Below are 14,404 nucleotides of genomic sequence, written 5' to 3' on the forward strand. Positions count from 1 at the left end.
ACAATGTGATTGCCGGAGAGACACTTCATGCCTGTAGAGGTTCAGGAACTCCCTTGCCGGGAAGGCCATATTGGCCTGCTGACACTGAATTCACCCGATACCCTGAATGCACTGACCGAAGAGATGATCATTCAGGCTCAGGAGGCCCTGGATGCCTGGGCCGAGGACGATCGGATCTGCCTGGTGGTACTACGGGGGGCTGGTGACCGCGCATTCTGCGCCGGCGGTAACATCCGTACTCTCTACGATGCCCTGAAAGGCCAAGGCGACGCCGAGGCCCCGGCCCGCTTCTTTACCCGTGAATACCGCCTGGACTTCAGCGTTCACCGTTTTCCAAAACCGGTCATCGGCCTGGCACACGGCATTGTCATGGGGGGTGGGCTGGGCCTGTTATCGGCCTGCCGCTACCGCCTGGTAACCCCGGATGTCACCCTGGCCATGCCCGAGATCAGCATCGGTCTGTTTCCGGATGTCGGTGCCAGCTGGTTCCTTAACCGCCTGCCAGGGCGCCTGGGCCTGTTCATGGGCCTGACCGGAGCGCGGCTCAACGTCAGCGACGCACTTCGGGTGGGCCTGGCCGACCTGGTTATCGAGCCTGAGCAGGCTAGCGCCCTGCTCTCTCGGCTACAGGACGAACGCTGGACCGGTGAAGCGGCGGCAGACGACAACCGTCTGTTCCGCCTGCTCAGTCAGATTGAAGCGCTGGACTATCGCAGTCTGGCGGCCGGCCACCTGGAGCAGCACGAACAGACCATTGCGCGCCTGAGTGCTGGCGATGAGCTGCCAGCCGTGGTGGACCAACTGCTGTCTGCCCGCAATGAAGACCCCTGGTGGCAAGCCTGTCAGCAAACCCTTCGGCAGGGTTCACCGGTCACTGCCTGGCTGGTTTGGCACCAACTGCAAAAAGGTCAGCAGATGTCCCTGAAGGACATCTTCCGAATGGAGCTGGCAATGGCACAGGAGTGCACGCGCCGCCCCGATCTGGTGGAAGGCATTCGCGCGCTGCTGGTCGATAAAGACCGGTCGCCGGTGTGGTCCTACCCGTCGGTAGCGGATGTGCCTGAGGACGTTATCGAGCGGCACTTTCAGCCGGTGTGGGATGATACCGACGACCCGATGGGCCTGGACTAACCCGGCCCGGCTACCGCGCAGCGCCCGCCTGGACCAGCAACATTTCCAGGTCCTGATTGTTACTGGCCCGGGCCAGGTCCAGGGCGGTGCGACCATCGGCGCTCCGGAAGTGGACATCGGCCCCAGCCGCCAGCAGCATTTCGGCGGTCAGCAAGTCGCCGCTTTCCACCACTTTCATCAACAGGGATTGCCCGTCCTGGCTGACATTCACATTGGCTCCGGCCGCCAGCAAGGCCCTGACCACCGCCAGGTGGCCGTTTTCCGCCGCGTGAATAACGGCAGTATAACCACGGGCATCCCGGGCATTCACATCTGCACCCGCCGCCAGAAGCAGGCGCACAATCCGGCGATTACCGTTAGTTGAGGCCACCATCAGCGGGCTTTCCCCGGCATCAGCCTGAACATTCGGACTGACTCCCTGCGACAGCAGGTTGAGCACTGCCCGGTCTTCATCGGCCTTGACCGCTGCCATTAGCTGGCCCGGATCTCCGGGATTGTCGGCTGCACCTTTTCCGGCGCCCGTTGACGCGCAGCCAGACAGCAACGCTAATGTGACGGTGACGAATAGAAGAACAACCTTGCCTGCTTCCCTGGCCATAATGAGCAATCTCTTGTGTGATTTTTGCAGCTATTCTGAGCAGCCGATGGCAAGAATTAAATCGAACCGTTCACAACTCGGGCCCGTTTTGCAGAAGTTGACAGGCCAACCCCCGGAGACGCTGCTCACCATCCCGCTGACCGCTGCACAGTAACGCAGCCTGCAGTGCTGCCCACGACCAACCCTGAAGCACCGCCCGGCACCACAACGGAAAGTCCGGTTGCTGGCAAAGCCAGGCCATCACTCCCGGGGCGGCGCTTACCGCTTGCAGCATCGGCAAGCTCAGCTCGAACCCGCGATAACCATGGGCAAAACTGTTCAGGTCACGCCGGTCGTTGTTATCCGGGCCGGTGTCTGGCGGCAAGTCTGCGCCCAGGGTGCCCATCAGCACCGGCTCAAGCTGCGACCAGTGGCGAGGAACCAACACTTGCCAGTGGCGGGCAAACCGGGTTCTCAGTTGCGTTTCCAGACTGGCTCCGGCATCGGACAGGCCGCGCATCATCTGCACCGGAAACTCGCCGGTGCTCGCTTCCTGGCGCAAACCCAGACGAACCACCCGAAAATCACAAGCCTGCCAGAATCTGACCAACGGGTCGTTGCCACCAAAGCTGGTACCGATCGCGTCCAGGCCCTGCCCGCGGCAAGCCGCGGCGGCAGCATCCACCAGTTGGCGACCTATCCCCAGATGGCGGGCCTGTTCCACAACTGCAATGCGGACCACTCTCAGGGTTTTCAGGCTGGCCGCTTCCGGAAAGCCACCATGGCTGGCCAGGGATTGTGCCAGCAGGTGGCCCCGCAACCGGCGACGGCCCTGCGCTACCTGCTCGGCCAACCCTGCTTCAATGCCACCTTCCACAGTACCCCAAAGCACACCCACCGTTTGTCCCCGATACACTGCGCGCCAGGATTGCGCGCCGGGGTCATCCAGCCATTGCCGCAAGTCTGCCGGCGTTGTCCGGTAGTGAGCATCGACCAGCAGACCGAAAGCCTGTGACAGCTCCTGCTCGCTGGCGTCAGCCGGTACCCAGGGCTGAATATCAACGTCAGCGACCTCCGGCACGGGTTCTACCGCACCCTCGGCGGCCAACAGAAACAGCCTGAACACCAGCTGTTCCAAAGGATCATCACCAGCCCAGCGTACCGGCTGGTGTAACGGGATTCCCCGCCAGTGGGGCGTTTCCCGGTCGAGAATCTCGCGAAACCGGATAGCAAAACCACGCCCTGTGCCTTCATAGCCATGAACCGTGGTGGCAAAAGCCACCCTCGGCCAGCCCAATAGTATGTCGCGTAACCAGTGCGCCGGCAGGCCGGCCGCTTCGTCCACCAGAACCACTTCGGCGGCCGGGCGGGCGGCAAGCAGCTCTGGCACTGGCATGTAGCTCAGGCGGTGGCCTGTACGGCTCACAAGTTCCGATTCCGATTGCTCAGCCAGTTCTTCGCCAAGTTCGAGCACTGCGTGCCTGAACAGGGTATCCACGTTATCCCGGGAAGGTGCCGTCACCAGCACCTGCTCGCGACCGGCCAGGAGCAGACGGGCCGCAGCGATGCCCATGGCGGCAGACTTGCCACGGCCCCGGTCGGCGGTAATCACCAGGGGTCGTCGGCGGCGGCCCTGGCCGAACCGCACCAGGTGTTGCAGCAGTTGTTGCTGTTCATCGGTGGTTTGCGGGGTGAAACCGGCAGTATGTGCCGGAAATTCCGGCCAGTTAGCCAAGCCTGAGTCGTCTGCCTGTACCCGGACGATGGAGGCATCGCCACCGATCACCATCGCCAGCCTGGCGGCAAATGGATGCTCTTCGGCTTGATCAAGGCCGGTGCGGACATAATCCGGATCGCCGTAGTGACGCCACCGATCCAGGGGCGGCACCAGCCAGAACAGTAACCCTCCGGCCTGCAGCGTGCCTGCCAGTGCCGCAAAGGCATCTGGCGGATTGCCTTGCCAGCCGTCCCAAACCAGCAGGCTGGTTTCCCGGCCCAGCCATTGCTGGTAATGGTTGGCCTGAAGGTGTGGCAGGCCCACGGCTTCGGCGTGTTCGGCCCGGCCAACCCACAAGCTGTGGCTGGTATTCATCCGGGACAGTTGCCGGTGCATCCAGGTGCAGGTGTTTTCCTGCGAGCCCTCTACCAGAATCAGGCGGCGGTGGCCGATGGTTCTGAGCCTGGCTTGCAGGCTTTGCCAGTCTGCGGTCGGATGCTCCCGGCTTGCGTCAGTCATTCAGCTGAGATCCGCGGCATGGGCTTTTAGGTCAGCAAGTTCGCAAGCTTCGAGGGCTCTTTGGTGGGTGGCGCGCAGTTTGACCCGTGGGGCACTGTTGGCTTCGAAGGCTTGTTGCCAGCGGCCGGCGCAGAGGCACCAGCTGTCGCCCGGTTTGAGGCCGGGGAAGCCGAATTCGGGTCTGGGGGTGGAGAGGTCGTTGCCCTGGGCTTTGGAGTAGTCGAGGAAGTCGGCGGTGACGATGGCGCAGACGGTGTGGTTGCCCAGGTCATCGGGGCCGGTGTTGCAGCAGCCGTCACGGTAGAAGCCGGTTTTCGGGTTGTTACCGCAGGTTTCCAGTTTTTCGCCCAGTACGTTTAGCGATTGCTCAGTTTTCATCTTTCCCCATCTCTTCAGGTTTCGGAGTTGGCAAGGTGTTGGGTAAGCCTTTCAAAACACGCTCCTTCGGCCCATCCCTGGGGCGCTTGGGCTCCGCCATCCATGGCTCCGCACAGTTTTGAAAGGCTTACCCAACCCCTTGCATTCAACAGGTGAGTAATATTCCCCCATAATCCAATCTTTTACGATTATGCGGGAGCGCTATTCCCGCTACCAGTTGGCCAGTACAATAGCCCGCATGCCTACCAAACCCCAAATCCCGGATACCTCTCACCTGCCCGAGTTTCTCACCGATGAGCAGCGGGCGATTATTACGGCCGGCTATGAGCATGCGGTGATCACTGCCGTGGCGGGCAGTGGCAAGACGTCGACGCTGGCCTGGCGGATTCGGTTTCTGCTGGAGCAAGGGCATGATCCGGACCGGATGCTGGTGTTGATGTTCAATCGCAGTGCCCGGGTGGATTTTGAGCGGAAGCTGCAGGAGGTGTGTGATCGGTCCGGGCTGGCGTTGCCGGAGATTCGGACGTATCACGCCATGGGGCTGCGGTTGTATAAGCGGTTTGTTCGGGAGGGGTATCTGCCCGGGTTTTCGGAGAAGATTCTGACCGAGCAGGAGATCGCGTTTCAGGCGTGGTTGTTGACCCGGCGGCTGGCGCCGGAGGATCTGGCGGATGAGATTCGGCGCAACAAGAAGGAGTTTGTGGAGACGGCCACCGGGTTTATTGATCGGGTGAAGACCGGGTTGTCGCCGGCGGAGGTGGTGTTTGAGGAGTTGGGGTATTCCGGTAAACATCGGTATCTGATCGATTTGTTCCACAGTTTCGAGCAGTGGCGCAAGGGCCAGGGGCGGATCAGTTATGCGGATATGTTGTATGAGCCGGTGATGGCGATTCATCAGAACCCGCCGTTGCAGCGCTTGGTCGGCAACAAGATGGATCTGATTCTGGTGGATGAGTACCAGGATACCAATGAGATTCAGCATCTGTTGTTGCGCTACGTGGCCGGTGACCGGGCGCGGGTGACGGTGGTGGGGGATCCGGACCAGACCATTTATGAGTTTCGCGGGGCCAAGCCGGAGTTTATTTTGCGCCGGTTCAGCGATGAGTTTGAGAGCCCGCTGGAGCAGACCCTGAGTTTCACCTTTCGTTATGGCCACCGGGTAGCGTTGCTGGCCAATCATCTGATCTGTCACAACACCGGGCGTAAGGATGTGATGTGTCATTCGCATCCGTCCACACCGGCGACCACCGTGGACCTGCATCGGCCGGAGAACGACGGTGATCAGGTGCTGCGTATTCTGCAGCAGCAAGCGCCGGAGCAGAACAGCCAGACGGCGATTCTGTTCCGGGTGTGGAGCCAGAGTGTGCCGATTGAGCTGAAGTTGCTGGCCCGGCAGATACCTTATCGGATTGACGCAGGCAAGGGAGCACTGTTCAGTCGCGAGGTGCAGGCCATCACCGCCCTGCTGATGGTGGTGACCGGCCGGCTGAAGTTGCTGCCGGATTCCGACCGGCTGGATCTGGCACGGCTGCTGCTCCGGTTTCCCCATGTGGGCCTGAAGGAGCCGGAGCTGGAGAACCTCGCGCAGTTCCTGGCAGCGTTTGACGGGGCCTGGCATGAGCGGCTGCTGGCGATGGATTTTGACGCCCTGGCCCCGATGGCAGGCCGCAAACTGCGCAAGCTGGGGGAGGTGCTGGCGCAGCTTGAGCGATACAAGGGGCCGGTGGCCGGGCTGATCAGTGTGTATGCGGAGCACATGGAGCTCTACGAGGGCATTCGCAGCCTGGCGCTGACCCACGACAGTGCCGAGGAGCGCATTGATACGGTACAGGGCTTCCGGGATTACCTGAAAGGACTGGATCTGACGGCTGAGGACGCACTGGATCATCTCAAGGCATTGAAACAGCAAGCTGGAGAGAAGCAAGATCACGGGGTGCTGCTGTCCACCATCCATCGCACCAAGGGGCTTGAGTGGCCAGTGGTGATTATTCCTGGCCTGCAGGAGAAATACCTGCCCTACAGCCCAAGGCCCCAGGACGATGCCAGGGCACTGTTGGAAAGCGAACGGCGCCTGCTCTACGTGGCCATGACACGAACCCGACAGGCCCTGCATCTGATCACCCGGCCAGCCAGTCAACAACCCCACCTTGAGGGCGACCAGGGTCCCAGCCGGTTTGTGGCCGAGTTGTGCTTTGAGCTGTCCAGGGAACTGGGTGCCGCACTGGAGGGGAACTATCCAACAGGAGCAGGGTCACTGAGCCTGAGCGTCCCGCTGACACCGGTCAGCCTGCGTTATGCAGACCGGGAGGGGGTTGTCATTGAGGGCCAGACTGCGCCTCAGGCTGATACCACGGAACCGGTTTGGCACCATGCGCGTGTTGTCCACGCCATCTTTGGCGCTGGCGACGTGACGTCAGAGGATGAAAGCTCGTTTGAAGTGCGTTTTGCCAATGGCGATACGCTGAACTTCAGCAAGAAGAGCGCTCATCTGTATTTCACGGCGACATCAGATTAAAACGACGCTGTCAGTGAACTGCGTACAATTCCCGACGTACCAACTACTGTCATTTTTTTGTTTTTTTTGGCTTACTGGCCTAAATTCCGAGTAATACAGGTGTTTTTCGGAGTTTTCATTCCTGAGAGAACTGCAGGAAATAACAACTAAACAGGAGGTTCTGCATGAAGATCATGCGCCCGGTCGCTCTGGCCGCCCTTACAGCATCCCTTGCCACTCCCGCTCTGGCCGACCGCCAGGAAACCATTTACCTGAACCCGTTCGCCGGCTTCCAACTGTTTGATGACAAACGGGATCTGAGCGAAACCGGCACCTTTGGTGTCGGTGTTGAGTACCGCTTCCTGCCGCGCTGGTCTGTTGAAGCTGTGTATTCCCGGGCTAACGCCGATCGCAAATACGTGCCGGGAGAATCTGACTTTCAGGAACTGAGAATTGACGGCACCTACTATTTCGCGGGGCCGGATGCGGCCTGGAACCCGTATGTATCACTGGGTGCCGGCCATGCAGAATTTGGTGTGGGTGATACCATTTCTTACACCACTGCAGGCACCGATCACGAAGAAACCCGGGTCAATGTTGGCGTGGGCTTCCGCTACAACGTCAGCGACAGCATCTCCATCCGTGGTGATCTCCGCGAGTTCCACGGTATTGACGAAAGCACCTTTGACACCATGGCCTCACTTGGCCTGAGCTGGGCCTTCACCCGCACTGTTGCTTCCTCGAAGCCCGCTCCTGCCCCTGAACCCGCGCCAGCACCGGCTCCTGCAGATTCAGACGGTGATGGTGTGCCCGATAACCGCGATCAGTGCCCGAACACGCCAGCCGGTGTTCAGGTAGACAGCCGGGGCTGCCCGGTGGACAGCGACGGTGACGGCGTGCCGGATTACCGCGACGAATGCCCGAATACCGCTGCCGGTGCCACCGTTGACGAGCGCGGCTGCGAAGGTGTGACTGAAACCGTGGAAACCATTGAGCTGCGGGTTCAGTTCCCCACGAACAGCTCCGTGATTGATGCCACGTTCGATAACGAAATCCGTCGCGTGGCGGACTTCATGGCCGAGTACCCGGAAACCACCGTGGAAATCGCGGGTCACTCCGACAGCATTGGTGACGCCGAGTACAACCGCTTCCTGTCCCAGCGTCGTGCCGAGGCCGTTGCTAACCGGCTGACCACTGTTCTGGGCGTTGACCCGGATCGCGTAAGCGCCATGGGTTATGGCGAAGCCGAGCCGATTGCCAGCAACGACACGGCCGCTGGCCGTGCCCAGAACCGCCGTGTTGAAGCACGCATTCAGGTTAGTCGCTAAGACCAACACATAAGGTAATGAGCAAACAAGGCGCCCTCTGGCGCCTTGTTTGTTTCCGGGCCAACGCTCCTCAGAAAAACATCAGTCCGATACCCTGACCGCATCCAGCAACAGGTTGCGCGGAGTCAGTGAGCGCTCACAGAAGGCCCCCAGCCGCACCCGATAGCCCTGCTCCTCAAGAAACACCGCATAATCGAACACCAGCCAGAGCTCCAGCGGCCGCCGGAACAGGTGCCGCAGCAGTTCGTGCCGGCGTACCTTCTGGAACCGGCGCCCCCCTTCCGCCAGCCAGTGCTGCCAGTCCAGATTTTCCGGCAGCTCCAGGCGCTTTTTATCGGCCGCCCAGGCACAGAAGGTTCTGAAATCACCCGCATTCAAACGCCCGGGATGGGATGGTACTGGAAGGTAGCTATCAACGCTGCGAAGGTGCCGCTGAAGAGCATCAAAGCCCAGGCGCCAGATACTGATTTGCCAGGTTTGCTCGCGCACCCTGGCCGGCGCCGTAACAGTCTCCTGAACGGCCAGTCGCAGGCCATTCCGGTCAATAGTGACCGCACCGGTGTATTGCGATGCCTGATCAGACATCAACCGGTAGTTTTCATGATCCGTCAGATGATAACAGCAGGGTGAAAAGCTCAGGCGCGACGTCTGTTCCGCGCTGCCTCGGCGAATCAGTTGGCGGTGCAGGTCTCCGCAGGCATGCAAGGCAACACCATGAACCTTGCCGGGCCAGGTCAGGGTTTCAGCCATGACATCCTGATGGCGCAGGGTGACAGGATCCTGGTAATGCTGCGCGAGGCGATTGCCATCCGCCACCAGTTCCGGATTCCATTCAAACCCCAGCACCGAAGGCGCCCCTTGCCCAACCAGAGTGCGGGCCAGATGGCCCTTGCCGCAACACCAGTCCAGTACCGGCCCAGTCAGTGGCCGCACCGATGCTGAAAAGGCGCCCGCTTGCTCGCGCTTGCGCCCCGGCATATCCACCGCAGCCACTTCGGCCAGCGCCGCCGCCCGGCTTTCTTCGGTGGTGGCAAGGGCCGGCACCGCTATCAGGTCAGGGTAACCGGCGAGGTCCGGGACGAAACGGGCGACGTTCTGCGAGAGCTCCGCCAGATTCTCTTCCAGATACTCACAGGCATGGTCATCCAGCGCTTCCAGCCAGCCCGCCAGTTCCGGATAATCCCGGATCCACGCCGGCGCGGGCTCCATGAAAGGAATCGGACGCCAGAGGGGTTGATGCCGGGCAAGCCAGTCGTTCACGGCCTGCCAGCGGTTGTAAAAAGTCACGGGCGACTGGTGTACACTCGCCGCCGGAGGTAACGTCATGAAACTGGCCTTTGTACTGGTTGAACCAAAAGTTCCGGAGAACGTCGGCGCGGCTGCCCGGGCCCTGTGTACCATGGGTTTTTCCGAGCTGTGGCTGGTCAATTCCGACCTGCATACCCGGCCGGAAGCCCACTGGCTGGCGCATGGCAGTGATCACATTCTCGACAATGCGCGCATTTTCCCTGATCTGGCCGCGGTAAGAAACTCCGCGGATCTGCTGATGGGCACCTCGGCCAAGCCCCGGCATAACCGGCAGGACTGGCACGAGCCCGCCGCACTTCGCACGGTGATCTCTAACAAGGGGGACACAGCAGCCACGGCTGCCCTGGTATTCGGGCGGGAAGACCGGGGCCTGGCCAACGAGGAGCTGGCCCTGTGCGATCTGCTGACCGGCTTCCCGATGGCGGTGACGTATCCCTCCCTGAACCTGGCCCAGGCGGTGATGCTTTACGCCTGGGAGCTGTCCGGGCTGCAAAAAACCAGTGAACAGTCGGAAACTGCGGCCAGCACATCAGGACTGGCGGCACTGCGCTCGCGGCTGGAGGGCCTGTTGCCAGAACTGGACGCTCCGGCGGACGAAAAGCTGTCCCAGTGGGTGTTCGAAAAACTGCCGCTGCTGTCTGACCGGGATATCGGCTTCGTTCACACCCTGTGCGGCAATATCGAGCGCAAACTCTGACGCTATTCCGAAAAGCGTCCGGGCCGGAAGGGGTCCAGTACCACTGCCGGCTCTTCACCATCGATTACCTGCGCAATCACGTCTGCACTGCCGGCAGACAGGGTCCAGCCGAACGTGCCGTGGCCGGTATTCAGGAACAGGTTGTCCCTGGGGCCTTTGCCGATGATGGCTGGGCCATCCGGCGTCATCGGGCGGAACCCGGTCCACGTCTCTGCCGCCGCCAGGTCCGCACACCCCGGAAAACGGGATTCAACGGACCGTTTGATGGTATCAATCCTCGCTTGCGGAATGTCCCGGTTGAAGTCCGCCAGCTCGACAAATCCGGTTGCACGCAACCGGTCACCCAGGCGGGTAGACACCACCTTGAAGTTGTCATCGTGAATCGTACTGACCGGCCCCTTGGCCGCATCACGCAGGGGTACGGTGATGCTGTAACCCTTGATCGGATAGATTGGCAAACGCAGCCCCAGTGGTTGTACCAGTTGCGGTGACCAGCAACCAGCGCAGACTACAAAGGCGTCTGCCTCCAGAGTTTCCAGCCGGCCGTCCGCGTTGGTCAGTTGCACCGCGTTTACCCGAGTTTCGTCGGCAACCAGCCGCTCCACTTTCACGTCGTATCGAAAGTTTGCGCCCAGTTGCTCACACACCCTTGCCAGTGAGCGGGAAAACAGATGGCAGTCGCCCGTGCCATCCGTGTCGTAGCTGATGGCACCGTACAGGGGGCCATCACCGGTCATGCCCGGTTCCGTTTCCCTGACCTGTACAGGCGTCAATAGCCGGGAGGCAATACCCATGTCATTCAGCAGTTCGTGAATAGCCCGATAGTCATCCATGGCCTCCGGCTTGCTGGCCAGGTGCAGCAGCCCCCGATGCTGGCCGTCGAAGGCCAGATCGTGTTCCTGCTCAAGGGCCAGGAAGCGCTCCCGACTGTGCATGCCCAGGCGCAACATGGCCCGTTTGTTCAATCCGAACAGACCCGGCGACCAGGCATAACGAAGTGTGGCGAACATGAACCGCATGGCATCCAGTGACGGCGGCACTTTCAGTTTCAATGGGCCGGATTTCTGCAGAATCCAGGGCAAGGCCTTGAACACCATCGAGGGGTCTGCCCAGGGATAGACCACACCATAGGATCGCTGGGCCGCGTTGCCTTTGCTGGTCTCGTTACCGGCCAGCGGATGGCGCTCCAGCACCGTTACCTGGTGGCCACGGCGCAGCAGCTCACGAGCCGTGGTAACGCCGACCACACCACCGCCTACAACCACGATATGCATAACTCGCCTCCGTTACTCCACGCCATTCTCAGCCAGCAGGGTCCGATACTCTTCCAGTACATCCGGATGCTCCTCCGGATAATCCGGTGCCAGCTGCTTCAAAACTTCGGCCACCAGGGCTGCGACAACGGCCCTGGCCTCGGATTTGCGATCTCCGGGCACAATAAACCAGGGAGCCTCATTGGAATGGGTGGCTGCCAGCGCTTCCTCCGCATACGCCTGGTATTTGTCTCGCAGTTTCCAGCCCTCGATATCGGAGCGGTCAAACTTCCACCGTTTACGAGGCTTGTCCAGGCGCTTTAGCAACCTTCGCTTGTGTTCGTCTTCGGACAGGTTCAGCCAGACCTTCACCACAAAGGTACCCTCACTGACCAGGTGCTGCTCGAAATCCCGAATCGCCCGGTACCGGGCTTGCCAGTCGTAGGTTTCCTCAGCCCGCACAGGCCAAACCCGTTCCGCAATCACCGCTTCGTGGTGGCTTCGGTTGAAGGCGACCATCTGCCCGTAGGCCGGCAACAAAGGGGTGACACGCCAAAGGAAATCATGGGCGGATTCTGTTGCTGTGGGCCGGCTGAACGACCAGGCATGAAAGCCAGCGGGATCGGCATAGGTAGCAAGTGTACGAATCAGGCTGTCTTTGCCACTGGTATCCGGGCCGTGTATCACCAGCAACAGGGCTTTCCGACCATTGGCCCAAAGCCGGCGCTGGTACTCGCCGATATCTTCCAGGCTCGCCTCCAGTGCCGGCAGTTTTTCATCGTCATCCAGCAGACTGGGGTATCGACCCAGCGCCGGTTTTTTCGGGTCCAGAAACCATGTTCGTGCGAACGCCGTATACTCCATCAAGGAAACTCCCTATCAGCACGATGCAATGCAACAATCACCCAAGGTGATAAACTGACGTGATTCAATTCTCAGAATAGCAGCCAAGCGACGGCTGTGATGGAGCATAGACCCCAGGCATGAGTAAGAAACGTCGTGAGATTCCCGTATTTGATCACCCGATCATCGAGACCCACTGCCATCTGGATTACCTCAAGGATCGGCCGCTGGCCGAGACCCTGGAACAGAGCCGCAAGGTGAACATCGAAAGGGTGATCACCATTGCCGTGTCGCCGGACAACCTGGCTGCTGTGCGTGAACTAAGCCAGCTTGAGCCCTGGGTGTACGGCACCCAGGGCATTCACCCCCACGAAGCGGAAAGCTATTCCGATGAAGTGGAGGCGGAAATCCGCGAACACGCCCGGGACGACAAAATCGTCGCCATTGGCGAGATCGGTCTGGATTACTACTACGACAATGCCGACCGGGGCGTGCAACGGGAGGTATTCCGTCGCCAGCTGCAGATTGCCTGCGACAACGATCGCCCCGTTGTGATTCACAGCCGCGACGCAGACGACGACACCATTGCCATCCTGCAGGAGTTTGAGCAGACCCTGACCCGCCGGGGCGTGATTCACAGCTTTACCTCCGGCCCCGGGCTGGCCCGTTATGCGCTGGATCAGGGCTGGTGCCTGGGCTTTAACGGCATCACCAGCTTCAACAAGGCGGAAAACGTTCGGGATATCGTACGCATGGCCCCGATCGAGCAGATTCTGCTGGAAACCGACGCACCCTTCCTGACGCCGGTACCCTACCGTGGCCGGGAAAATGCCCCGTTCTATCTGCCGTTTGTTGCCGAGAAAATCGCCGAGGTGAAGGATCTCCCCCTCGACCAGGTCTTAACCCAGACCTACCAGAACAGCCTGAGGACGTTCTTCCCACAACCATGATCAAACGCATTCCCATCGCTGCGTTGAAGGTCGGCATGTACATTTCCGACCTGAATAACGACTGGATTCCCCATAACACCCAACGCAAGAAAGGGGTGATCAAGCGGGAAGAGACCATCGAGAAAATCCGCAGGATGGGGGTCCAATACGTCTATATCGACGTTGAGAAAGGGCTGGACTCCCAGGACGCTGAGACCGCCCAGGAAGTGGACCGGCGCAATGAACAGGCCCTGCAGAAGGCAGGTGAACAGCGCCCGGGCATCCAGCACAAGGTTGCCCTGACTGAAGAGATTGTCATCGCCCAGCGGATTCACAGCCAGGCCCAAGGCCTGGTAGGCAGTTTCATGAACAACGTCAAAATGGGTGCCGCCATTGATATCGCGCCCATTCACCAACTGGCCGACGAACTGCAAAACTCCGTTCTGAGAAACGCCAACGCCCTGAGTTGCCTTGGCCGCATCCGCGAGAAAGACAACTACCTGTTGGAACACTCCGTTAACCTCAGTGTGCTGATGTCGCTGTTCGGCAACTACCGTAACCTGCCGGCAGACGTACTGCATCAAACCGTGGTGGGCGCCCTGCTCCACGATCTGGGCAAGATCCTCACCCCCGATGACATCCTGCATAAACCCGGCCGCCTGACGGCGGAAGAATTTGAGGTGATGAAACTGCACGCCCGGCACTCCAGGGACATTCTTGCCAGCACCGAAGGCATCGGCGAAATCGCCGTGATTACCGCTGCTCAGCACCATGAGAAACTGGATGGCAGTGGTTACCCGGAGGGTCTCAAGGGCGAAGAAATCACCGAATACGGGCGTATGGTAGCGATCACCGATGTTTACGACGCCATCACTTCCGACCGGGTGTATCACAAGGGTATGACGCCGTCCCAGGGGCTGAAAAAACTGCTCGAATGGAGTGGTGACCATCTGGACCCGGAACTGGTGAAACAGTTTATCCGCTGCATCGGCCTGTACCCGGTGGGCTCGCTGGTGCTGCTTGAGAGTGGACGGCTGGGGGTGGTGGTGGAAACCAACGATCAGGATCAGCGCCTGCCCGTGGTAAGGGTGATGTACCACACCCGGTTTCGACTACCGATTACAGTGGAAACCATCGATCTATCCCGCGCCGGCAATCAGGACCGGATTGTCCGGGCGGTGGACCCGGAAGACTACAAACTGGATGTGCGCAAATTCCTGGCCTGAGGCA

General features: G+C 60.4%; 12 protein-coding genes. 6 read left to right on the plus strand and 6 right to left on the minus strand.

All coding sequences use genetic code 11. From position 1 onward, the window contains the following. The first annotated feature begins 27 nt into the window (after positions 1-27). On the plus strand, positions 28-1,131 hold the full coding sequence (locus RVM24_RS15145) for an enoyl-CoA hydratase/isomerase family protein (RefSeq protein ID WP_106694027.1): 1,104 nt from the start codon (positions 28-30) through the stop codon (positions 1,129-1,131). A 10-nt stretch (positions 1,132-1,141) separates the two neighbouring features. Here the strand turns inward: RVM24_RS15145 and RVM24_RS15150 are convergent, their stop codons facing one another. From RVM24_RS15150 to RVM24_RS15160, 3 genes are all read right to left on the minus strand, one after another. Next, positions 1,142-1,729: an ankyrin repeat domain-containing protein gene (locus RVM24_RS15150; RefSeq protein WP_061330894.1), complete on the minus strand. Its 588-nt coding sequence runs from the start codon at positions 1,727-1,729 to the stop codon at positions 1,142-1,144. Positions 1,730-1,799: 70 nt separating this feature from the next. Next, a complete protein-coding gene (locus RVM24_RS15155) occupies positions 1,800-3,944 on the minus strand; it encodes a tRNA(Met) cytidine acetyltransferase TmcA (RefSeq protein WP_431474302.1) in 2,145 nt (714 codons plus the stop codon). Beyond that, a complete protein-coding gene (locus RVM24_RS15160; protein ID WP_431474303.1) occupies positions 3,945-4,322 on the minus strand; it encodes a DUF2237 family protein in 378 nt (125 codons plus the stop codon). Positions 4,323-4,512: 190 nt separating this feature from the next. Between RVM24_RS15160 and RVM24_RS15165 the strand changes: the two genes are divergently transcribed. Together RVM24_RS15165 and RVM24_RS15170 are read left to right on the plus strand one after the other, a co-directional pair. Further along, positions 4,513-6,837, plus strand: a complete 2,325-nt coding sequence (locus RVM24_RS15165; RefSeq protein WP_431474304.1) for an ATP-dependent helicase — start codon at positions 4,513-4,515, stop codon at positions 6,835-6,837. Between the two features lie 164 nt (positions 6,838-7,001). Continuing rightward, positions 7,002-8,144, plus strand: coding sequence for an OmpA family protein (locus tag RVM24_RS15170; protein WP_431474305.1), 1,143 nt, complete (start codon positions 7,002-7,004; stop codon positions 8,142-8,144). A gap of 81 nt (positions 8,145-8,225) precedes the next feature. On the opposite strand, the gene RVM24_RS15175 is transcribed toward RVM24_RS15170, so the two are convergent. Further along, positions 8,226-9,470, minus strand: coding sequence for a methyltransferase (locus tag RVM24_RS15175; protein ID WP_061330899.1), 1,245 nt, complete (start codon positions 9,468-9,470; stop codon positions 8,226-8,228). On the opposite strand from RVM24_RS15175, the gene RVM24_RS15180 reads away from it, so the two are divergent. Then, positions 9,469-10,149: a tRNA/rRNA methyltransferase gene (locus tag RVM24_RS15180; protein WP_058091586.1), complete on the plus strand. Its 681-nt coding sequence runs from the start codon at positions 9,469-9,471 to the stop codon at positions 10,147-10,149. The two genes, RVM24_RS15175 and RVM24_RS15180, sit on opposite strands and share 2 nt — an antisense overlap. Positions 10,150-10,151: 2 nt before the next feature. On the opposite strand, the gene RVM24_RS15185 is transcribed toward RVM24_RS15180, so the two are convergent. Both RVM24_RS15185 and RVM24_RS15190 read right to left on the minus strand, forming a co-directional pair. Next, positions 10,152-11,423, minus strand: coding sequence for a D-amino acid dehydrogenase (locus RVM24_RS15185; RefSeq protein WP_061330900.1), 1,272 nt, complete (start codon positions 11,421-11,423; stop codon positions 10,152-10,154). Between the two features lie 12 nt (positions 11,424-11,435). Then, positions 11,436-12,266, minus strand: coding sequence for a polyphosphate kinase 2 family protein (locus RVM24_RS15190; RefSeq protein WP_061330901.1), 831 nt, complete (start codon positions 12,264-12,266; stop codon positions 11,436-11,438). Positions 12,267-12,385: 119 nt separating this feature from the next. On the opposite strand from RVM24_RS15190, the gene RVM24_RS15195 reads away from it, so the two are divergent. Both RVM24_RS15195 and RVM24_RS15200 read left to right on the plus strand, forming a co-directional pair. Beyond that, on the plus strand, positions 12,386-13,195 hold the full coding sequence (locus tag RVM24_RS15195) for a TatD family hydrolase (RefSeq protein WP_061330902.1): 810 nt from the start codon (positions 12,386-12,388) through the stop codon (positions 13,193-13,195). Further along, positions 13,192-14,400 (plus strand): HD-GYP domain-containing protein, encoded by a 1,209-nt coding sequence (locus RVM24_RS15200; protein ID WP_061330903.1) that lies wholly within the window; start codon positions 13,192-13,194, stop codon positions 14,398-14,400. Before RVM24_RS15195 ends, RVM24_RS15200 begins: the two co-directional genes overlap by 4 nt. The last annotated feature ends 4 nt before the right edge of the window (positions 14,401-14,404 follow it).

The sequence above is a fragment of the Marinobacter sp. KM021 genome (genome assembly GCF_050707965.1).
Taxonomy (GTDB): domain Bacteria; phylum Pseudomonadota; class Gammaproteobacteria; order Pseudomonadales; family Oleiphilaceae; genus Marinobacter; species Marinobacter shengliensis.